Origin of the sequence: Paenibacillus sp. OSY-SE, from assembly GCF_000283315.1 — a bacterium.
In the GTDB taxonomy this organism is placed as follows: Bacteria; Bacillota; Bacilli; order Paenibacillales; family Paenibacillaceae; genus Paenibacillus_B; species Paenibacillus_B profundus.
In genome coordinates this window covers 1-20,477 of record NZ_ALKF01000179.1, presented here as the reverse complement: position 1 = coordinate 20,477, position 20,477 = coordinate 1, and the positions used below count along the sequence as shown (strand labels likewise).

Sequence of the window (20,477 nt, the reverse complement as noted above, 5' to 3'; positions counted from 1 at the left end):
ATCACTTCCTTATCAAAGGTTGCGTATACGTTAATTTCCCCGCAAATTCATGAGCCAGAATTTGCGCCTTCATGGAGCTGTCCGCCTGCGCGATAATATGAAACAGCGGCTCATCCTGATCCGGTTGAATGAGAACCCAGCCTTCTTCCGATTGAATGCGAACCCCATCCAGAAATTCTGCCTGAACCGATTCCCGACGGACCCATTCCATCAGCTCCCGCATCATTCCGCCTTTCTCGTGCAGAGCACAAGGGACTTGCTCCTTCGCCACATGAATTGACGGCATGCTTGCAACAAGCTCGCGCAAGGAGCGCTGTTCGGCTGCCATAAGCTGAAAAATGAGACTCACCGCATATAAACGATGGGCGAACGGGGAGAAGGGCAGCCCATTCGTTGCTTCCATACGGGCGCGCAGCGGCTCTTTCGTCCGGATGATGCGGATTCCGCTCTTCACGGCGACTTGCTCTAGCGTAATCGGAGCGCTGACAGGAACACCTACGCTCGCATTGATGCTTGACTTCGCCAAGGCGAGCACGATGAGGGGAAGCAGCGTGTCTTCATGAATGATTGTTCCTTCGTCCGTAACGAGCTGGAAGGTGCCGTCTTCATTCAACATGACGCCTATCTGAGCCTGAACATTGCGGACATGCTCGATGATGGCCGCTGGATTTGGCTGCGCCGATAGGGTATGTACCCTCGTTCCGCCCAGCATGGAAGCGAAGCGCTCCGTTGTGGAAGCTTCGGATGGCGAGGACTGCACGATGATGGAAAAACAAGCATCCTGGATCAGTTCGAAATCGACCGCACGGCGCAGCGCTTCGATATAATCCGGGATGGCATGATCATATCCTTTCCATCGTCCAATCCGATCTGTGGCGCCTCTTGCAAAATCCTCTTGTAAATAAGCATTTTCAACTTTGCGCTCCAGGCTCTTGGCCATCGGCATACCTTGGGCATCCGTCCATTGTATAAAGACTTGTTCATTCTTCAAATCGTTGCCAGCCACGCAGAGCTGCACGTGAACCGCACCGTCGGCCTTCAGCGTCTGTACAGCAAAGCGAGTGCACTCCATGGAGGCAACGCCGATGTCGATGACATGGATGCCGAGCGAACGGAGGCCGGCGGCAAACACGCTTTTTAATAGCGTATCAAAGGAATGCATTCCTGAACCGAGGACAATCGCAGCGTCGGAGGGGAGAACGGAGCCATATGCGGCTGCAAGCTTCCCGACAAATTCGGGGGTAATGTCTCCATTCGGTCTGCCGACAATCCCTTTGCCGCCGAAGAGGGAGGCAGGCACCTCTTCACTCCATATCAACGAAGTATGAACCGTGCTGTGAGGTTGGATCTTTTTGTCCGGCCATAATTTGACTTGAGCGCGAATATGAGACTTATCTCCCAACACGCAGCCGTGCCCGATGACGGCTCCTTCTTGAATGTGGACATCATTGCCAATCAGCGTGCGGTGCAGCACGATCGCATCTTGGATGTCGCAGTGGCTGCCTATAAGGCTGCCATCCCATACGATGGTTCGTTCCAGCGAGCTGTACGGATGAATCACATTCCCAGAACCGAGGATCGTATAAGGCCCAACAGCGGAGGAAGGATGCAGCGTGCAGCCTGTTCCGATATAGGACGGCCCGCTGAGACGTATCCGCGAAGGCAGGCGCACCCCATGCTCCACAAATAAGCCTGGCATCGGTTCGGAAGCCGGAATGCGCACCTCGACTTTCCGGTCAAGCATATCGAACTGCGTCTGGCGATATTGGTGCAGACTGCCGACATCCGACCAGTATCCATTCGCTACATAGCCGAAGAGCGGCTTCTCCTCCCGCAGCAGGGCAGGGAAGAGCTGCAGGCTGAAATCATAGCTTTCCCGTTCCGGAATCCACGATAATATTTCAGGCTCCAGTACATAAATGCCGGTATTTACCGTGTCGCTGAATACTTCGCTCCAGCTTGGCTTTTCCAGGAAACGAGTCACTTTCCCCTCTTCATCTGTCATGACCACGCCGTAATCCAACGGGGAATGGACTTGCGTCAGCACCATCGTGGCGAGTGCATGCTTCTGCTTATGATATTGGATGGCTTGGCGCAGATTGAAATCAGTCAAGGCGTCGCCGCTAATTACGATGAAGGTCTCGTCTAGGAAGGAGGAGGCGTTCTTGATGCTTCCGGCTGTCCCGAGCGGAGTGCCCTCCTCAAAATACTGAAGCTGCACGCCGAAGTCAGACCCGTCTCCGAAATAGTTGCGAATGACATCAGGCAAGTATTGAACCGTGACCGCGATCTGGTGAATATCGTACCGTTTCAACAGCTCGATAATGTATTCCATACAAGGGCGATTCAATAACGGTACCATAGGTTTCGGTGTCTTTAGCGTAAGCGGCCGCAGACGTGTTCCTTTTCCACCAGCCATGATGACGGCTTTCATCGGGCGATCACTCCTTCATATACTTGTCTCGTAGACACGGCTATTGTGTTCCAATCGTATTGCGTGCGCACCTTGTATAGCGCTGTGGCAGCCATCTCCGCCGCGTGCTCTGGATGCAAGAGCATGTCGGTCACATGCCAAGCGAGGGATTCAATATGTCCTGGCAGTGCTTTATAACCATCAACGCCATGGTCCACGATTTCTGCCAATCCGCCTGTGTCGGATACGACAACCGGCGTGCCGAAGCGCATGGCTTCCAATGCAACGATGCCGAACGGTTCATACAGACTCGGAAAGACGCAGACGCGGGCGGATTGAATTAGCGCATCTCTCGTGTCGTCTTGAACGAATCCGGCAAAATGAACCTGCTCCCCCAAGTTCATAGCTTGAACTTGGCCTTCTAGCTCCTGCTTCATCGGACCGGTACCTGCGATAATAAGCTTGGCATCCGGTACGGACTGCAAAATGCGGGGCATTGCTTCAATGAGCACGTGTATGCCTTTTTCAAATACGAGCCGTCCGACATAGAACAGAAGCGGGGGCTCGGATGCGGGAACGGCTGCTCCGGATAAGATTTGTATCGCAGCAGACTCCGCTCTAATTTCGACACCATTCGGAATCATCGTTATTTTGCGGCGCGGCAAAGAGAAGATCTGCTCGACCTCCTGTACCATAGAATGACTGCACACGATGACATGCTCTGCTTCTTCCGTAAGCTGATATTCCATCTGATGAATGCGCTGTGGCAGCTCACCTTGAATTCGGCCGTGGTTGCGCCCGTGTTCGGTCGCGTGAATGGTCACGATGAGCGGACAGCCGAATGTGCTCTTTATGTCTTGGGCAGCAGGATAGACGAGCCAATCGTGGGCATGAAGGAAGTCGAAGGTTAACCCCCTGCTCACCAGCGCATCTACTCCGTCAGACATGGCCGCATTCATTTGGAATACCCAATCCATAAAGTCTATAGGGGTGACTGAATGTATAAGGGCAACGCGATGCACGTGCACGCCGTTCATCAACTCATAGGATGGAGCGTCCGGGACTTCACGCGTGACCACATGCACCTCACACTGCTTCTCCGCCAAATGGCGGGACAGATCGTACACAGCCCGGGATAAGCCACCTACGATGAGAGGCGGGAATTCCCACGCCAGCATGAGGGTGACTTTCGCCTTGGGACTTGTGGAAGGGGGGGGAGGAAGCGGCTGGAGAACGGTGTAGAACGGCATATTTGTCCTTCTCGGCGAGCTGGAATCCGGAAGCAGAAGGCGATAATCGGCTGTCTTGAAGCATGGATATTCCGCCTCCATCTTCTCTAGCTGAATCAGGTCATACACCCCTTGTTCAAGCATATCCAACAGCAAATGACAGCGCCCAAGATGCTGTCGGGTCCGTTCGGCGGCATATTCCGTCACCGTGCCGGCATCCAGGATGAAGGCCCAGTCACTGCTGGCAGCCAGCATCCATTCCTTCAACGCCATATTCATGATGCGTTCCTGCACGGGTCTGAACCCCCAGCTGTCCCGCAGCCGCTGTGCATACTGCAGCAGACGATCTTCCGCATGATGAAGATGCTTATATATCCAGTCGTTGCGCTCTTGCAGCCATACGTCGGCGTATCCGCCGCGCCCCCAGCTGCTGAAGGTCAGATCCGTCTGCTCGCTGTCCGGGTAGGCTGCAATATAGTCGCTTGGCGCGACGAACTTCGTCCGCTGCTCATGCTGTTCCCCGCGGGCGTGCTGCTCGCGGAACAAGGCTTCCACCCACAGCGGCCCTTCAAACCACCAATGGCCGAACAATTCTGCGTCATAAGGGCAGACGACGATAGGCGCCCGATCCATCCATGACTGCGCTTGAACCAGCTGACGCTCGCGGCTGTCCAAGAAATGCTTGGCGTGTTCCCGCACCTTGTGCAGAGCCCAATCCAAACGGTAGGGAGTTTTGTCCGAGCCCGCTCCTGTAATGCGGTAGTATTTCATTCCCGTGTTAAGCCTTGCTCCATCCTCCAATATATAGGGGCGGATATAATTCCATTCCGCTTCGTCATTCCAGCCCAAATCAAAGCCGATGTCGCGGTAATATTCCCGGTAATCGCAATCTCCGGGGTAGCCTTCATAGCTGCTCCAGACTTGATGGGACGACTCCGGGTCCCGGGCAAAGGCGAACACACCGTCTTCGGTCATGGCAGGCGCATATTGAAGTCGGTGCGGCTGGGGCTGTGCCGTCAGTAATCCATGATGATCGACCATGAAATACCGGATTCCGCTTGCTTGCAGGAGCGGCGACAGCTCGGGGGAATAGGCGCATTCCGGCAGCCATATGCCTTCTGGCCGTTGTCCCAACAGCCGCTCGTGTTCACGTGCTCCGATCTCAATCTGAGCGTGGGCCAGCACCGGATGCTTGATGAGTGGAAGAAAGGCGTGGGTGGCGGCGCAGGTGATGCATTCCAGCCATCCCTTCTGGACAAAATGACGGAACCACTCGATGACGCGGCCCCCACATTGACGATACATATGCAACCATTTGAGCCAACGCTCAAGATACAAGGCGGCGACGTTCTGCAGCTCGTTGTTCGTGCGAAGTCGCTTCGTCTCCGAACGCGCGAGCCGGATGGATGTCTTCAGATGCTCTTCAAATCGGGACTGCATAAGCTTATCCTCCATCATCGACAGGAGCGTGGGCGATAGCGTCATCGTAATGCGGAACGGAACGTTATCTTGTTCAAGTCGGCGAAACACGTCAATAAGAGGCAGGTACGTCTCCATCATTGCTTCGAAGAACCAACGTTCTTCCAACGAATTCGGTCGATGCGGGTGACGCACATAAGGCAAATGCGCATGCAGGATAAGGGCAATCTGTCCCTGATTCTGCATTGGCGCATCTGACGGATACAGTATAGTTCCCTTCATTCACGGACTCCTTCTCGATTCGGATATAGCGTGTAGGTTGAGAATTGTTCAAAGGGTGAGGACGAGTCGGACGACGGAGCTTGAGATGACAGCAAAACGATGTGTGTTGGCGTCTGTTCCGAATCGGTGGATGCTGACGAGAGATTATGGGGAGTGCGAACGGCTGCTGAGCGTGCGATTGGTATAAATTGCAATGATGAGTTAAGAATACCGTAATCTGCTATATAAGATTGGCCCGGTTCGATGGAATGAATATAGATGGAATCCCCATCACGTTCTAGATGATCTAGATTCACATCGAGATATTGGACCGAACTGGACAGCAGCTCTCGTTGGTCCGTCACGGCATATATTCGAATTCTCTTGGTGAATTCATACCAACTCATGCGGTAGTGTCGTTCTGTGGCTGCACGTTTACGCTCGGATATGTCCCAGTACGCAAATAAGGTGCATGGATCTTTGACCATAAGATGCATAACTGAATGATGCTGGCGCGAAGACCATTTGTCCTTGATAGGTGAGCGGATGAGAGTTCTCCCCCTTTCGATAACATGGGTTCATATATATCCGGTCCGGTCCGGTTTCATGTCAGATCGTTTTATGAATATTTGAAAAGTGTTGTGAGAACCTATGAAAACAAGCGCAAAAACATTGGGGTCAAAGCAGCTGCAGCGGCTTAATCAACAATGTTTCTCCGCAGGTTTCTTCATTACGCTTTCCGTCAGACGCATGAATTCGTCATACCGGTTCTCCGAATGAAGCAATCGCTCATACCAGCTTTCGGATACCGACGGATAGGCCGCCGTTTCTCCGGTAGCATAGTGTACAACCAATTCATGATTCACTTCGTCGTAGCGTAAATAGTGAATTTGCTTAGAGGACACAAACAGCACATTCGGTTTCATACGCAAGCCCCCATTTCAGAGATTGTTCCACATCTATATGCGTTACAGCTTGACGATATACGTGAACACGGACTTGAAATAGGTCATTAGAAGGAAGTTGTAGTAAAAAAAAGGAATTGAGCGGGATAGCGGCGAATAAGCTACAACAATCTAGTCTTCAATGGATCCATGCGAGGAGGGAGAACATGAGCTTTTGTTGTGGAGCAAGCATGATTGGGACCAATGGTACGCTGCAGCATTATCGGACTCGGATTCATAATGTTCCCCTGTTGCTTTGCCCAGTATGTCATCGCATTGAAGTGCATTTTTTAGTGGAAAATGAGTATGAAATACTGGCGGAATATGCACAAAGTGACGGTGCGGAAGAGGTCGATTTCCGTGATTACGTCACTTCGGAAGACGGTCGACTGTTCGAGAACTGCATCAATCATGAGAATGATGATCCACTCGAACTGGTGAAGAACCAGATTGACAATGCGCTGGACCTGCTGGCTCTGGCGAAGCAGTGGAACGATACGCAGTGGGAATCTCAGTTGAAGCGCCGCCTGGCGCTGATGAGCCGCCGCAAGGCGCAGTTATTGAAGCAGAAATAGGAAATTGAAGGTGACTGGTATCGCAGCGGATGCCAGACGGTGAAAGGCGATGGTTGTCATAAGTCCTGAAGCGCATTGGCGAATGCTGGGCCGATTCGGCTAAGGCGGACGAACTCGCCTTCTTTCACATGCATACCCTCGCGCAGCGCCTTTAAATTACCTTTAGAGGATGCGAGTTTATTTGTCTATTTTCGACATAATAATTGGTTGACGTTTTTGCCAAAAGTTTACTATGATGGTACTGTTGGAACGAACCTATGGGACGGAAACGGTTGCCGTATAATGAGGTGAGTCACAATTGAATGCGCTGAGTGCGAAGGAAGAACGTAATCAATCGGAATGGAAACAACGGTACATCAATGGGTTGCGGCACTATATCCTGAACGGCGGCGATCAAGACTTGCAGCAAGTGAGAGATTCGGCCTGCGCTACGAATCAATTGAACCCACAGGATGTATTAAGCATCCATGAGGAAGCGTTGTTCACCGTGCTATCCCATGTCGAAATGGATGAAGGCATCAAGGTGCTTAATCGTTCGTTCATTTATTTCATGGAATGGATTACGGCTATTAAGACAGAACAGGGAAGCAAGGAGGGGAATGCAATGGTATTAGACCCGATTCGCGAGCCTTGGATTCAGTCCGCACAGGCGTTGTGCTCCACCCAGAGCGTACGCAATAAGTATGAGAATGTGCTGCAACAGATGGATAGCGGAATTGTGCTGTTTGACAGCAGCGGGGTACTGTCCTTTATCAATGTAGAGACGGCGAAGCTGCTCGACATTCCCCGCAAAGCGCTGGTCGGATGTTCCTTGCGCGAATTGCTCTTCCACCCGCTTTTAAAGAGGGACAAGCGTAAAATGATTTTGCGACTGTACAAAGATACCATTTTAACAAGAAAGCGCTATCATGAATTCTCTGACCGAAATGATAGACATTATCTTGTTACTGTAACATACGGAGACCAGATGGATGGCGACTACCTGTTCAGCATCAAAGACGTGTCGGATTTCAAGCGAATCGAACAAACCGCTTATCAAAATGATAAACTGGCCATACTCGGCAAGATTGCAGCGGCCATCGCCCATGAAATCCGCAATCCACTGACCTCTATTCGCGGCTTTATTCAATTGCTGCGTCCGCATTTGATGCAACTGGGAAAAGAAGAGTATGCTCGGATTATTTTAGCTGAAATTGACCGGGCCAACGACATTATTTTCGAATTTCTGAACTCTTCGAAACCTTCAGCTCCGATGACCTCAGAAGTTCCTATCTCATCCCTCCTTCGAGAAGTGGTCCTCCTCACCGAAAGCGACGCGCTCATGAAAGGCTGCGAAATCGAATTGATGGATCATCCCGAGGCAGGCTCCCTTTTTGTATCAATCGACGTCAAGCAAATTAAGCAAGTCATTCTAAATATGATTCGCAATGCCATCGATGCGATTGACCACGTTCACACCAAGCGAAAAGGACTCATTCGCATCTCGACTCAACAAGAAGGAATGTATGTGTCCATCAAGATTCACGATAACGGCAAAGGCATGGATCATAAGACGTTAGATCGATTGTTCGATCCCTTCTTCACTACGAAGGAAGAAGGCACCGGTCTCGGATTGTCCGTCAGCTACCGGATTATTAAAAATCACGGGGGGACGATTACGGTTGACAGCAAGGAAGAGGTGTGGACGGAATTTATCATACGACTGCCGTTGGCGTAATGTCGGATAACACATCATCCCGAGGTTGAAGTCATTTTGAATGGGCAAATGGTCCTCCGTCTCGTACCCGATTTGAACTTGTGGTACAATATGGAGGGCATTTGGCATCATCATTTTTATACAAAGGGATGGTACATAAATGAAACTAGCAAATGTGACATGGTTGAAAGATGTTAAGGTTCAAGTACAAGCCTCGGCATCAAATCAAGTTGACGCGGACGCCGTAGTCGTTATCGGTACCAAAGCGGAATTCGAGCAGGCGGCAGATTTCCCTGGTGCAGAAGCATGTGCGGAAGCGGTGCGCCGCGGATTGTTCGAAGCAGGCTGCTGCAAGACGTATGTTGTTCCAACGGGACAAGAACATGCGCCTGTGCTTATCGCCGTTGGCCGCAAAGAGGAAGCGTTAACGGTCAAGCAAGTGCGTTTGATGTTGGCGGAAGCGGCTCGAGAAGCAGTGAAGCTTCGTCTTGGCCGCGTGTCCGTTATCATTCCGCAGGAGCTCGTGCAAGCTTCGGCGGAAGATGCGAAGATGATGGCTCACGCGATGGTGGAAGGCTTTATGTTAGGCGCTTATCAACGCGTCACGTATAAGAAAGATGCAAAGCCGGCGCATGCATTCGCATCGTTCACGCTGTGCGCGGAAGGTCTTGCCGAAGCGGCTTGGACAGAGGGCGCAGAACGCGGCAACGCATATGCGTACGGTACGACGTTTGCCCGCGATTTGACGAATCTGCCGGGGAACGTATTGGTTCCAAGCACGCTTGCCGAAGCGGCGCTTGAGCTTGCGAAGGACAGCGGCTTCGAGGCACACGTTCTCGATGAGTCGCATATCGAGGAGAAAGGCATGGGCGGTCTTCTCGGCGTTGGCAAAGGCAGTGTGAATCCGCCACGCATGATAGTATTGAAATATCAAGGCAAGGACGAATGGACAGACGTCTGTGGTCTCGTTGGTAAGGGGATTACGTTCGATACGGGCGGTATTTCCTTGAAGCGTGCGGGCAATATGGACGAGATGATTTGCGATATGGGCGGTGCAGCGGCGGTATTGGGCGCGATGGCAGCGATCGGTCGCATTCGTCCGCAAGCGAACGTGCTGTGTGTTGTCGCTTCGGCAGAGAATATGCCTGCGGGCAATGCGTTGAAGCCTGGTGATGTGCTGACTTCCTACAGCGGACGCACCATTGAAGTGCTCAATACGGATGCAGAAGGCCGTCTTGTCCTTGCAGACGGTATGACGTATGCGAAGGAGCTTGGCGCAAGTAAGCTGATCGACGTCGCAACGCTGACGGGCGCTGTCGGTGTGGCGCTTGGCAGCATTACGACTGGCGTCGTAACGAACAACGAAGAGTTCTTCGGCCAGTTCAAAGCGGCTGCGGCGCGCACGAATGAGCTGGTATGGGAGCTTCCTTCCAACCAAGAATATTGGGATATGCTGAAGAGCGACGTAGCTGACGTTCGCAATGCCATTCCAGGCGGCGCAGGCACGATTACGGCAGGTCTGTTCGTGGGCACCTTCGCCGATGATCTGCCTTGGGTGCACTTGGATATCGCAGGCACGGCCTTCTTGGCCAGCGGACGCGGTGTCGATCCAAAAGGAGCGACCGGGGTTATGGTGCGCACGATTACGGAAACGGTGCTTGCGCAGTAGAGACGTGCATTTCGCGCATTACTAATATATATGGATTCGAATATACAACAAGGGAGAGACCATTGGGTCTCTCCCTTGTTGCTTGTAGAGATAGTTCACTCACCTTGTAGGGTTATGTGAAGTCTAGTTTGTTATCGTAGTTCGATAGCTATCCTGTCGGAGCGTGTGTACGCTTCTTCGGAAGGCGCCCGTGAACCGATTTCTGCGTAGCTGCAACTTTTGAAGTTGGCTCTGCAGGCGACCGGCGGCTAATCACGTTGTTGACGATGAGCGCGCACACGATAAGCAGTGTTCCGAACATCTCCGCTCCAGAAATGGAGTAGCCTTGAATGACAGAAATAATAAAGGTGGTCGCGGGCACAAAATTGATGAACAGCATCCCGTTGATGGCATGCAATCGTTGAATGCCTTGAATCCAGCTTAATAGAGCCAGCAATCCGGCGACGACAATCATGAATAGCATCTCAGGCATAATAGTAACGATGCTGCTGACAGCCGGCGTATCGACGATTCCAAGTGCCGTCATTATCAATACGATGGCAAACGTAGTGACTCCGCCGTATAGCGAGGTTAGTGCCGAGAATCGCAGCGCTGACCAACCCGAGAATTGATCGCTGCTCACGGTGAAGATTACCCAGCCGGTTACACCGGCGAACACCGACAGCAGGGGCAGCAATTGCAAGCCGCCGTTCGCAAGTGTTGCGAAATCCCCTTTCGTGACGACGAAGAGCACACCTATGAAAGCAACGATGACACAGCTTAAGGTCCAACTGTTCGGACGCTTGCGGGAGACCATCCATACGAATAATACGGCAAGCATCGGCATGAACGACTCCATAATCGAAGCGAGCAGCACTCCTGACTTGCCAAGCTGTTGCTGCCCCCAGAATACACCGAAGTTATATACGGTAAAAGCGAGTGTACCGAGCACCCACAGCTTCAAGCCGCGGCCTTCGGTGCGGAAAGCCCGCTTTCCTTCTTTTAAACCAAGAATAACAGCCAACAGCAAGCCAACGACAAGGTAACGAATTCCTGAGAACCAGAACGGATCAATATGATGCAGCGCGCTCTCAGCAATGGGGAACATGGCGCCCCACGCAACAGCGGCGAAGAGGCAGAATAGCGCTCCTTGCCAGAAATGTTTCTTACTCATGATGAATGTTCACTCCTACTGTACGGTCCTGATGTTTGCAACTCAACGAAATTCATCATATGACTATTTTAGTATCTTGTAAAACAATTGAAAGTGATTTAAGATATCACTTAGAATAATAGCTCACACTTACTGTGAAGGATCAGTCATGAAGGAGTCATCAGCATGGACGTAAGTGATATTCATATCTTTATGGCAGTTGTCGAACATGGCAGTGTCAGCCGTGCTGCCGAGGAAATGGGTTACGTTCAATCCAATGTAACGGCCCGCATCCGCTTGCTGGAGCAAGAGCTCGGCCACCCGCTGTTCCATCGTCACCGCAGAGGCATGATGCTGAATGCGGAAGGGCGCAAGCTGCTATATTATGCGGAGCGCATGACTCAGCTGATGAACGAGATAACGAAGGCGTTCCAAGATACGGATGACCCTTCCGGCTCCTTGCTTATCGGCTCGGTAGAGACCGTCGTCGGCTTGCCGGATATCCTCAGTCTATTCTATCAGAAATACTCAAAGGTAGACCTTTCGTTAATGACTGGCGTTACAGAGAAGTTGACGGAAGAGGTGCTTGAATATAAGTTGGACGGCGCCTTCGTCTCTGGACCGGTGACGGCAGCCAATGTGGAGCAGCATCCCGTATTCGACGAGGAGCTGGTGCTCGTCTGCGGCCGCGGCGTCATGGAGGGGCAGATTCGGGATTATTATGTGCGCGATCTGCTGCATCGGCCGCTGCTTGTATTCCGCAAGGGATGCGGTTATCGTGCCAAGTTGGAGCAATGGCTGCAACAAGAGGGGATTTCGCCCACGAAAGTCATGGAGTTCGGTACGCTCGAGACGATTATCGGCACCGTGGTTGCTGGACTCGGCATCACGGTCGTACCACGGGCGGCAATCAGCAAATTAGAGGAGGAAGGCGCCCTGCGGGTGTTCCGTATTCCTCAGCCGTTCAACAAGGTGTCGGTCGTATATATTCGCAAGGGAGACGCATATCTGAGCGAAGTGGAGCGGCGCTTCATGGAGACGATCGAGGAGATTCGCAGAAGGCGGGGAGGCCATATCCCGCTGACGACACTATAGATAACAGGGATAACATAGCAGCGCATGAATAAGACAAGGGTGAATCGTTCCTGAAGGAATGGTTCACCCTTGTGCATTATTATTGTGGAAGGTTGCCGTGATCAAGGCTGCTCCGGTCTGCCTGTGGCTTGGCAGCGGAACATGCCGACGAGCAGGAGCGATTCAGCGCGCAGGAGGCGCATGCTCCTTGCTTGCTCTTTCGAACGTGACGGACAACCATCCATATGGCATAGGCAAAGATAGCGGCAACTAATCCGATTTCTATCCATGGCATGTATATCACCTTCTTCTTAAGCATAGCCGAGCAATCGCCCGACACCGGTAATGAGGAGCGCAACGATGTAAGCAATGACAAAGGAATATCCGATAGCAAATGCTGTCCAGCCCCATGAAGATGTCTCTTTGCGCAATATTCCGACTGTTGCCAGACACGGGACGTACAGCAGGATAAATGCACAGAACGTAAAGGCAGATAGCGGTGTAAACGCTTGGGCGATTTGCGCTTCCAGCAGCGCTGCATCAGGTGCATGATAGATGATGTTCATGGTTGATACGACAATCTCTTTGGCCAAAAAACCGGTAATTAATGCTGCTCCAGCCTGCCAAGTTCCGAATCCGAGCGGAATGAACAGCGGTGCGAGCAAGCCGCCGATGTAGGCTAAGAAGCTGTCGTCCATCTCCACGCCGAACCCGCCCGGTCCCGCATACGTAAGGAGCCAGATCAGCACCGATCCCCCGAGAATGAAGGTTCCGGCTTTGCGGACGAAGCCTTTCCCTTTCTCCCATGTGCTGCGGAACAGGGTCTGCCATTGAGGCATGCGGTATGGCGGGAGCTCTACGACGAATACGCTTTGTTCTTCCTTCATCATCCGCTTCGTGAAGAGCTTCGCCAGCAGCAAGGACAGCACGATGCCGAGCAAATAAAGCGAGAGGACGACAAGCGCCTGATGACTTTCGAAAAAGACGCCGGCAAATAGGGCATAGACCGATAGACGTGCCGAGCAGGACATAAGCGGTACGAGCAGCGTCGTGACGAGCCGTTCCCGCGGCTGTTCGATCGTGCGGGCGGCCATGATCCCGGGCACGTTGCAGCCGAAGCCGATGACGAAGGGGATGAACGCTTTGCCGTTCAATCCGACAGCTTCCATCAATCGGTCCATGACGATCGTAACGCGTGCCATATAACCCGAGTCTTCGATAAAAGAGATGAACAAGAACAAAATGAAAATTTGCGGTACGAAGACGAGCACGCCGCCCACACCGGCAATAATGCCTTCTTCCAAGAGCGCATGGGTAAAGGACGAGGCGCCGATGGAATCTAACAAGGACGAGACGCCAACGGTTAACGGTCCCGAGAAAAAGGCATCCAATGCATCTGAGAGCGGTGTGCCGATCCATTCAAAGGTCGCTTTGAACATCAAGTACAAGATACCAATAAATATCGGAATGCCGAGCCAACGGTTGGTGACGATAGCATCAATTCGCTCGGTTAACGTATGAGGCTTCCGCTCATTCATGTTCACTGAGGATGACAGCACTTCGCGGATGAAGGAGTTGCGAACCGCCCGCAGATGCTGCGCCAAGTGCAATGCCTGTCCATGCGCACGCAATTGGTTCTCGGTCTCCTCCCCTATCAACTCCAGCTTCCTCTGTTGAGCAGAATCGAGTCTGTTGTGCACCCAATGTTGAACCGTCTCATTGCGCTCTAAGTATTGCAGAGCCACCCAACGAAGAGGCACATTTGCTTCGGGAAGCAAGGCGCTAATTTGCGTAATTGCCGCTTCCACTTCATCTCCATAATGAAGCTGGAACGATAATGGTTCATTCGGGGAGGCGGCTTCGGAATTCGCAGACTGGAGCTGCCCGATGATGTCTGATATGCCATGTTTGCGCCGGGCATTGACCGGAATAACTTTGACTTGAAGCGCTGCAGACAGCTTCTTCGGATCGATGTGGATGCCGCGACCTTCCGCGACGTCATTCATATTCAATGCGATATAGGTTGGAACGCCATACTCCAATAGTTGAACGGTCAGGTATAAATTACGTTCAAGCTGGGAAGCGTCTACGACATTTAAGAGAGTATCCGGGGTTTCATGCAGCAAATATTGAACGGCTACGCCCTCGTCACGGGACATCGGGTGCAGTGAATAAATACCAGGTAAATCTATTAACGCTCCAGACTGACGATGAAGCTGTCCAACCTTCTTCTCGACGGTGACGCCAGTCCAGTTGCCGACATATTCGTAGGAACGGGTTAGCGCGTTAAATAGGGAAGTCTTGCCAGTATTCGGATTGCCGACAAGCGCCGTCGTCCAGGTTGTCATGTGTGCTTCACCCCGATGAGCCGGGCAACGCTCCGCCGGATGCCGAACAATTGTCCGTTGGCTTCGAGCGTAAGCGGTCCGCCGAATAGGCTGGTGCGCTTCATATGCACATGAGATCCTTCTTCCACTCCCAGATCGAGCAAACGTTGGAATATCGTCGAATGGACACGGGTCAAATCGCAGATGCAAGCTTGTTGTCCAGGCTTGAGTTCACATAGAGTGGTGTTGATTTCAGCAGCAGTCGATGGCTGTGTACTCACGGGAATTCCCTCTTTCTATCAGTTTACAGCTTTTCAAATCTCTTAAAGCAATTTGCAATTTGGAATGATAATCTTTATCATTGAGAATAAATTGAACTTACCATATGATTTATAAAAAACATGTAACATTTGTCATGGAAAATACATTTTTTGCGTGAATGTTCAGCGATATACGTCAAATAGATGCATAAGATAGGTTATTTTGCTTTGCTTTATGTGTAAGTTTCCATTAGAATGGAGAGAAAATTATTTTTGAAAAGGAGATAGCGGGATGAAAACGAATCACTGCAAAATTATCGACTGCACTATTCGCGATGGCGGACTTGTGAACAACTGGGACTTCAGCGTAGAATTTGTGCAAAGCCTGTACGCCTCATTGAATGAAGCGGGCGTCGATTATATGGAAATTGGCTACAAAAATTCGCCGAAGCTGTTAAAGGGCGCTGATGAAGCAGGTCCTTGGCGATTTTTGGACGACAATTTCTTGAAAAAAGTCATTCCGCAAAAAGGCACAACGAAGCTCTCAGCACTGGTTGACATCGGTCGCGTGGATGAGAACGACATCTTGCCGCGCAGTGAAAGCTTGCTCGACTTGATTCGTATCGCTTGCTACATCAAGGATGTCGACAAGGCGATTGATTTGGTTCGCGTGTTCCATGAGCGCGGTTATGAGACAACTTTGAATATTATGGCGTTGTCCAATGTGATGGAGAACGATTTGGTGGAAGCATTCGCCATGATTAAAGAAAGTCCGGTAGATGCGGTCTATGTCGTCGATTCTTACGGCAGCCTTGATCATAATGATATTCATTACTTGGTAAATAAATTTAAAGATCATTTGCCTAACAAACGGCTTGGTGTGCACACGCATAATAATATGCAGCTTGCTTTCTCGAATACGCTCGTTGCGGCGGAAATCGGTGTCGAACTGCTGGATGCATCGGTGTACGGCATGGGCCGCGGTGCGGGGAACTGTCCAACAGAATTGCTGTTGACCCACTTGAAGAACAGCAAGTATCAATTGCGTCCGGTGTTGGGCTTCATTGAGAACTTCATGCTGCAGACACGCGAGAAATGGGAGTGGGGCTATCTTATCCCTTACTTAGTGACGGGCACGCTTGACGAGCATCCGCGCTCGGCTATGGCCCTGCTTGCTTCGGAAGATCGGGACAAATATTTGCAATTCTATGATCAGATGACGACGCCAGAAGTGAATTTCAGTCAGAAAAGCCAGAAACGCCCGGAATGATAACGTAACCTAATGAAGCGACCGCCCTGCTGCTCCGGTACCGGAGAGAGGGCGGTCGCTTTGTATTTAAGGCTGTTGAATGTGAGCTTTCCCGGAGAAGGAGGTGCTGGTTCTATCCTTTGCTCCACTCTCCCCTTCATTCAGAATGGACCCTTGCTTGCCTTTCAAACGGGAGTATATCGTCGGGCATCCGTGTAATGGTCCTTACATCCATTCTCCCATAAGCTCAGGAAGAATAGCATCAATGGGGAAGGCATATGCCATGTCGTATACTATGGCATGAAGCAGCCGATCGTGATGGCAGTTGCGTCGTGCTTGAGCGTACCGCCTCCTGATGGAGGGGGAGAATGAAGCAAAGGGGCAGGTAAGCGAGTAACCAGCAATCTGATCACGCTAACACTAACACCTGCCTCTAAGATAGTCGCTCATCTTACCACAGGCTTCGATAGATGTTATCCCATCAAGACTGTGGAATGTGAGAAAAGCGCAGCTCCTATTGATATAGGTGCGGCGCTCTTCCGTATTAGATATCATTATGTCATGCGCACATATTTGCGCTCCCCCGACTTGGGGTTGTAGTACACTTGATATTTGAACCCGTCGCGAGGGTCGATGAAAATTTCTTTTGTCGGAACGAAATCACCGTTCACGCCGATCGCATCCAGTGGATTATCGTATTGCTTATACCGCTTATCAAAATATTTCTTGCCGATAATAATAAGGATGATAAGACCGATCAGAGGAAGCCCGTATATGACGAGGGCCACTCCAACAACGCCAAGCGCAGTCATCATGCATGCACCGGCTTCAGCTTGACAACCGTTCCATAGGCTACAATTTCACTCATGTTCTGACCGACATCACCACTGTCGAAGCGCATCATCGTGATAGCATCTCCGCCCATTGCGTGCGCGTTCTCAATCATGCGGTCCATTGCTTGACGGCGCGCGTCTTCAATCATTTGAGTATATTGCTTTACTTCGCCGCCGACCAAGCCTTTTAATGACGCCATAATATCTCCGCCGATTCCACGAGCACGCACGACTACGCCAAAGGCGGTGCCCATTACTTCGGTCACTTCATAATTAGCAATTCGCTCTGTTGTTACTACGATCATGAAACGATCATCTCCTTTTCCCTTTTAAGAGGTCGTTCAATAAGTCCCTTGTTGATCACGATATATCCCAGCTACCTTTTAGAACACATAATTTAAGGGTGTCCTGCGGGTCCTGTTTTTATAATCATACGGAAGCCACTTCATTTCGTTTCAGGATTTCTCGACAGCTGGCAGAACGGCACAGCTTATATTGTCTGAGCATACTTATTCAGAAAAGAAAAAGTATATTCAAAATAAGAGGATATTTTATTGGAATAACGCTTTAAATTGGTTATTATTTATACTAGATGTTGCAAGCCTGTCCAATACGATGAAGCTATGAGGAGAGAAGGCTATGAAAGTCAGTATTTTTGATGTGGCCAAAAAAGCTGGCTTGTCCGTTGTGACGGTATCCCGTGTCTTGAACAACGCCAGTACTGTTCGAGAAAAAAATCGTCAAAAGGTATTGCAGGCGATGAAAGAACTGGACTATCATCCCAATGCGGCGGCACGCAGCTTAGCGAAAGGAAAAACGGGCGTAATCGGCATGATTGTAACCACGCTACAGGATTCATATTTAGACAATATCGTGCAGACGGTGTCGGTTCTTTTAAGAGATCATGGATACTATTTGGCCTTGTCTGTAGCGAACCATCCCTTGGAAGAGGGGGCGGGGAGTTATCTCATTCAAGAGGATCGCGTAGACGGCCTGCTCATATTAGCAGCCGTTGATGAGGAGCCTTATGTAATGGAATTGAAGAAACGAAAAATTCCATTCGTGCTCATCGACAACCAAAAGAATCATCCGGCGGTGTCCAGTGTGACAGTCGACAACTTCAAAGGCGGATATGAAGCGGCAAAGCATCTTATTGATCTGGGGCACCGCTCGATTGCCCATATTCAAGGACCGCAATATTTCCTGAGTGCAATCGAACGTGAAAGGGGTTTCATGCAGGCGATGAAAGAGGAGGGGCTGGAGCCGTTCTCCATCGAGCCAGGGGAATTCACCATTCAATCCGGGTACGACATCGTCCAGAAATGGTTAGCGCAAGGGCAAATGCCGACGGGTCTGTTCGCAGCCGATGATTTCACCGCGATTGGCGCCATAAATGCGCTGCGGCAAGCGGGTTGTCGGATTCCGGATGACGTGTCGGTCATTGGCTATGACGATCAGTCACTCGCTTCCGAGCTGAGGCCAAGATTGACGACCATTCGCCAGCCTGCTGTTCAAATGGGTAAAATGGCGGTCGATGTGCTGATGAAGCAAATTAACGGCGTGAACAAACGCAGCACCACGTTGAAGCTTAATCCAGAAATTATAGTGCGAGAGTCCACGGCCCCACCGCAGTAGTCATTATGGATGCGGATATAGCATCATGTCGGCAACTTCACTGAAGCATGACGGTCCTTCTTAGGATGTGCCTCATGCTTTTTATGTTTGGGCTAGGAGGGAAGCGCCGTGAGCGACAAAATGATTAAACGCCTCATCTTATGGATACCGACGATTACGATCGGCTTATGGGAGTATGTTCGTCATTCTTTCTTGTTGCCCTATTTGTCGATGGATATGGGCAATATTCTCGCTCCCGTCATCGTCTTTATTGTGTCTGCCACGCTGCTGACCAGATTGTTCAAGCTGCTGGACGATACGCAGGCGACGTTGCGCCGGGAGCAGCAGACCAAGGCAGCGCTTGAAGAACGGGAGCGCTTGGCACAGGAGCTTCATGATGGAATCTCGCAATCGTTGTTCATGTTATCTGTCAAAATCGATCGGCTGGAGGCCGCGTCTGCGGAAGAGAAGCAGGAGCAGCTGGACAAGCTGCGCCAGACGGTGCGGCATGTCTATGACGATGTTCGTCAAGCGATTGCCAACCTAAGAACAGAACCCAAAGAAGCGGATTTCTCATGGTCTTTGCAATTGATGCACATGATTGAAGACAGCAAGAAGGACACGGAGTGGCAGGTCGAAGTGCAATGGGATTTACCGGAGGAAGCACTCTCGATAAAGGAAAAGATCGCGCTGTTCTCCTGTGTTCGGGAAGCGCTGACGAACGTGCGCAAGCACGCGGATGCGAAGACGGTGCAGGTCATAGGGAAACGGATACCCGGCGGTTTCTATTGTGAAGTCCGGGATGACGGGGCGGGCTTCAAGAGTGATCCGTTCGCGGAGTCGGGTAAGTTCGGCTTGAAAATGCTGCGAGACCGTGCCCGCAATATGGGCTGGAGCTTGCATGTGGAGCATGTGGCGCAGGAAACGGTGCTGCGCGTATGCAAAGAAGAACGACTAGAATCGTGACGAATAAAAAGGAGGTTTTAACCATGAATTCGATACCGGAGAACGCATTTCGCGTACTCATTGCAGACGATCATGCGCACGCCCGTGAAGGAATGCGGGACATTCTGTCCATCGATCCTTCCTTTGTTATCGTTGGAGAAGCGGTAAATGGCGAAGAGGCGCTCGCTATGACGGAAACGGTAATGCCTGATATGATTTTGATGGACATCTCGATGCCGGTGATGGGCGGACTTGAAGCGACTAAACGCATTAAAGAGCGATTTCCGTATGTAAAAATCGTGATGGTGACCGTATCTGACGATATCACTCATTTATTCGAAGCGTTGAAAAAAGGCGCGCAGGGATATCTGCTCAAAAACTTGCAGCCTTCCGCTTGGCACGAATATTTGCGCGCAATTGCGATAGATGAGGCACCGATGTCGAAGGAGCTTGCCTTCCGCATATTGCAGGAGTTCTCGTCCAAAGGGCCGAATAAGCCTCCGGCCGCGACGCCGCTTACATCGCGCGAGCGTGAAATATTAGAGCGAGTAGCCAAGGGCGAATCCAACAAAGAGATTGCTGCGCAATTTTCACTGTCTGAGCATACGGTGAAAAATCACTTGAAGAACATATTGCAAAAGCTTCATCTCGAAAATCGAGTCCAATTGACGCGTTACGCGCTGGAGCACGGACTCGTGGATAATTAAGCGGGGACGATCGGGCGCTGCAATAAATATTGCAATAAATCGCTTGCTTAACGGCGTGAAATATGATATATTCATTGTTGTCACTAGTTGTTGACATCTTAACGCCTGTCGGGACGTAGCTCAGCTTGGT

At 51.0% G+C, this 20,477-nt stretch carries 18 protein-coding genes; 8 read left to right on the top strand and 10 right to left on the bottom strand.

All coding sequences use genetic code 11. From position 1 onward, the window contains the following. Position 1 precedes the first annotated feature (1 nt). The 4 genes from A372_RS0113575 to A372_RS0113560 all read right to left on the bottom strand — a co-directional run bounded on the left by A372_RS0113575 (position 2) and on the right by A372_RS0113560 (position 6,248). Positions 2-2,434 (bottom strand): sugar phosphate nucleotidyltransferase, encoded by a 2,433-nt coding sequence (locus A372_RS0113575; protein ID WP_019421404.1) that lies wholly within the window; start codon positions 2,432-2,434, stop codon positions 2-4. After that, positions 2,431-5,343 carry a 1,4-alpha-glucan branching protein domain-containing protein gene (locus A372_RS0113570; protein ID WP_019421403.1) on the bottom strand — a complete coding sequence of 971 codons (2,913 nt, stop codon included), beginning with the start codon at positions 5,341-5,343 and terminating at the stop codon, positions 2,431-2,433. The genes A372_RS0113575 and A372_RS0113570 overlap by 4 nt, the downstream gene beginning before the upstream one ends. Continuing rightward, the gene (locus A372_RS39550) at positions 5,340-5,810 is read right to left on the bottom strand and encodes a DUF4912 domain-containing protein (protein ID WP_443146837.1); all 471 of its coding nucleotides are present in this window, start codon (positions 5,808-5,810) and stop codon (positions 5,340-5,342) included. Before A372_RS39550 ends, A372_RS0113570 begins: the two co-directional genes overlap by 4 nt. 213 nt (positions 5,811-6,023) lie before the next feature. Beyond that, positions 6,024-6,248 (bottom strand): KTSC domain-containing protein, encoded by a 225-nt coding sequence (locus tag A372_RS0113560; RefSeq protein WP_019421401.1) that lies wholly within the window; start codon positions 6,246-6,248, stop codon positions 6,024-6,026. A gap of 185 nt (positions 6,249-6,433) precedes the next feature. Between A372_RS0113560 and A372_RS0113555 the strand changes: the two genes are divergently transcribed. The 3 genes from A372_RS0113555 (at position 6,434) to A372_RS0113545 (ending at position 10,206) form a co-directional block, all read left to right on the top strand. After that, positions 6,434-6,841, top strand: coding sequence for a hypothetical protein (locus A372_RS0113555; protein WP_019421400.1), 408 nt, complete (start codon positions 6,434-6,436; stop codon positions 6,839-6,841). A 298-nt stretch (positions 6,842-7,139) separates the two neighbouring features. Beyond that, the gene (locus A372_RS0113550; protein ID WP_019421399.1) at positions 7,140-8,558 is read left to right on the top strand and encodes an ATP-binding protein; all 1,419 of its coding nucleotides are present in this window, start codon (positions 7,140-7,142) and stop codon (positions 8,556-8,558) included. Between the two features lie 139 nt (positions 8,559-8,697). Next, positions 8,698-10,206 carry a leucyl aminopeptidase gene (locus A372_RS0113545; RefSeq protein WP_019421398.1) on the top strand — a complete coding sequence of 503 codons (1,509 nt, stop codon included), beginning with the start codon at positions 8,698-8,700 and terminating at the stop codon, positions 10,204-10,206. Between the two features lie 148 nt (positions 10,207-10,354). On the opposite strand, the gene A372_RS0113540 is transcribed toward A372_RS0113545, so the two are convergent. Beyond that, positions 10,355-11,359: a DMT family transporter gene (locus tag A372_RS0113540; protein ID WP_019421397.1), complete on the bottom strand. Its 1,005-nt coding sequence runs from the start codon at positions 11,357-11,359 to the stop codon at positions 10,355-10,357. 165 nt (positions 11,360-11,524) lie between these two features. Between A372_RS0113540 and A372_RS0113535 the strand changes: the two genes are divergently transcribed. Beyond that, positions 11,525-12,433, top strand: coding sequence for a LysR family transcriptional regulator (locus A372_RS0113535; RefSeq protein ID WP_019421396.1), 909 nt, complete (start codon positions 11,525-11,527; stop codon positions 12,431-12,433). A 79-nt stretch (positions 12,434-12,512) separates the two neighbouring features. Here A372_RS0113535 and A372_RS36375 read toward each other — a convergent pair whose 3' ends face one another. The 3 genes from A372_RS36375 to A372_RS0113520 are packed head-to-tail and all read right to left on the bottom strand — an operon-like array spanning position 12,513 to position 15,020. Continuing rightward, positions 12,513-12,707: a FeoB-associated Cys-rich membrane protein gene (locus A372_RS36375; RefSeq protein ID WP_083858850.1), complete on the bottom strand. Its 195-nt coding sequence runs from the start codon at positions 12,705-12,707 to the stop codon at positions 12,513-12,515. Between the two features lie 16 nt (positions 12,708-12,723). Continuing rightward, positions 12,724-14,760, bottom strand: coding sequence for a ferrous iron transport protein B (gene feoB, locus A372_RS0113525; RefSeq protein ID WP_019421394.1), 2,037 nt, complete (start codon positions 14,758-14,760; stop codon positions 12,724-12,726). After that, entirely contained in the window at positions 14,757-15,020 is a 264-nt protein-coding gene (locus A372_RS0113520; protein ID WP_019421393.1) for a FeoA family protein, read from the bottom strand. The genes feoB and A372_RS0113520 overlap by 4 nt, the downstream gene beginning before the upstream one ends. Before the next feature lie 271 nt (positions 15,021-15,291). On the opposite strand from A372_RS0113520, the gene A372_RS0113515 reads away from it, so the two are divergent. Further along, the gene (locus tag A372_RS0113515; RefSeq protein ID WP_019421392.1) at positions 15,292-16,269 is read left to right on the top strand and encodes an aldolase catalytic domain-containing protein; all 978 of its coding nucleotides are present in this window, start codon (positions 15,292-15,294) and stop codon (positions 16,267-16,269) included. Between the two features lie 533 nt (positions 16,270-16,802). Here the strand turns inward: A372_RS0113515 and A372_RS0113510 are convergent. Then, positions 16,803-17,063 (bottom strand): hypothetical protein, encoded by a 261-nt coding sequence (locus A372_RS0113510; protein WP_019421391.1) that lies wholly within the window; start codon positions 17,061-17,063, stop codon positions 16,803-16,805. Next, positions 17,060-17,386, bottom strand: coding sequence for a YbjQ family protein (locus A372_RS0113505; protein ID WP_019421390.1), 327 nt, complete (start codon positions 17,384-17,386; stop codon positions 17,060-17,062). Before A372_RS0113505 ends, A372_RS0113510 begins: the two co-directional genes overlap by 4 nt. Positions 17,387-17,720: 334 nt before the next feature. Here A372_RS0113505 and A372_RS0113500 point away from each other — a divergent pair, with 334 nt between their 5' ends. The 3 genes from A372_RS0113500 to A372_RS0113490 all read left to right on the top strand — a co-directional run bounded on the left by A372_RS0113500 (position 17,721) and on the right by A372_RS0113490 (position 20,347). Continuing rightward, a complete protein-coding gene (locus tag A372_RS0113500) occupies positions 17,721-18,716 on the top strand; it encodes a LacI family DNA-binding transcriptional regulator (RefSeq protein WP_019421389.1) in 996 nt (331 codons plus the stop codon). Positions 18,717-18,824: 108 nt separating this feature from the next. Then, entirely contained in the window at positions 18,825-19,661 is an 837-nt protein-coding gene (locus tag A372_RS0113495) for a sensor histidine kinase (RefSeq protein WP_019421388.1), read from the top strand. 23 nt (positions 19,662-19,684) lie between these two features. Continuing rightward, positions 19,685-20,347, top strand: coding sequence for a response regulator (locus A372_RS0113490; protein ID WP_019421387.1), 663 nt, complete (start codon positions 19,685-19,687; stop codon positions 20,345-20,347). The last annotated feature ends 130 nt before the right edge of the window (positions 20,348-20,477 follow it).

Excerpts from the sequence above, each read along its gene's own strand:
- A372_RS0113490 (WP_019421387.1), top strand. The coding sequence starts at position 19,685 with ATGAATTCGATACCGGAGAACGCATTTCGCGTACTCATTGCAGACGAT.
- A372_RS0113570 (WP_019421403.1), bottom strand. The coding sequence starts at position 5,343 with ATGAAGGGAACTATACTGTATCCGTCAGATGCGCCAATGCAGAATCAG.
- A372_RS36375 (WP_083858850.1), bottom strand. The coding sequence starts at position 12,707 with ATGCCATGGATAGAAATCGGATTAGTTGCCGCTATCTTTGCCTATGCC.
- A372_RS0113515 (WP_019421392.1), top strand. The coding sequence starts at position 15,292 with ATGAAAACGAATCACTGCAAAATTATCGACTGCACTATTCGCGATGGC.
- A372_RS0113500 (WP_019421389.1), top strand. The coding sequence starts at position 17,721 with ATGAAAGTCAGTATTTTTGATGTGGCCAAAAAAGCTGGCTTGTCCGTT.
- A372_RS0113560 (WP_019421401.1), bottom strand. The coding sequence starts at position 6,248 with ATGAAACCGAATGTGCTGTTTGTGTCCTCTAAGCAAATTCACTATTTA.
- A372_RS0113575 (WP_019421404.1), bottom strand. The coding sequence starts at position 2,434 with ATGAAAGCCGTCATCATGGCTGGTGGAAAAGGAACACGTCTGCGGCCG.
- A372_RS0113545 (WP_019421398.1), top strand. The coding sequence starts at position 8,698 with ATGAAACTAGCAAATGTGACATGGTTGAAAGATGTTAAGGTTCAAGTA.
- A372_RS0113510 (WP_019421391.1), bottom strand. The coding sequence starts at position 17,063 with ATGATGACTGCGCTTGGCGTTGTTGGAGTGGCCCTCGTCATATACGGG.
- A372_RS0113540 (WP_019421397.1), bottom strand. The coding sequence starts at position 11,359 with ATGAGTAAGAAACATTTCTGGCAAGGAGCGCTATTCTGCCTCTTCGCC.
- feoB (WP_019421394.1), bottom strand. The coding sequence starts at position 14,760 with ATGACAACCTGGACGACGGCGCTTGTCGGCAATCCGAATACTGGCAAG.
- A372_RS39550 (WP_443146837.1), bottom strand. The coding sequence starts at position 5,810 with ATGGTCAAAGATCCATGCACCTTATTTGCGTACTGGGACATATCCGAG.
- A372_RS0113505 (WP_019421390.1), bottom strand. The coding sequence starts at position 17,386 with ATGATCGTAGTAACAACAGAGCGAATTGCTAATTATGAAGTGACCGAA.
- A372_RS0113535 (WP_019421396.1), top strand. The coding sequence starts at position 11,525 with ATGGACGTAAGTGATATTCATATCTTTATGGCAGTTGTCGAACATGGC.
- A372_RS0113555 (WP_019421400.1), top strand. The coding sequence starts at position 6,434 with ATGAGCTTTTGTTGTGGAGCAAGCATGATTGGGACCAATGGTACGCTG.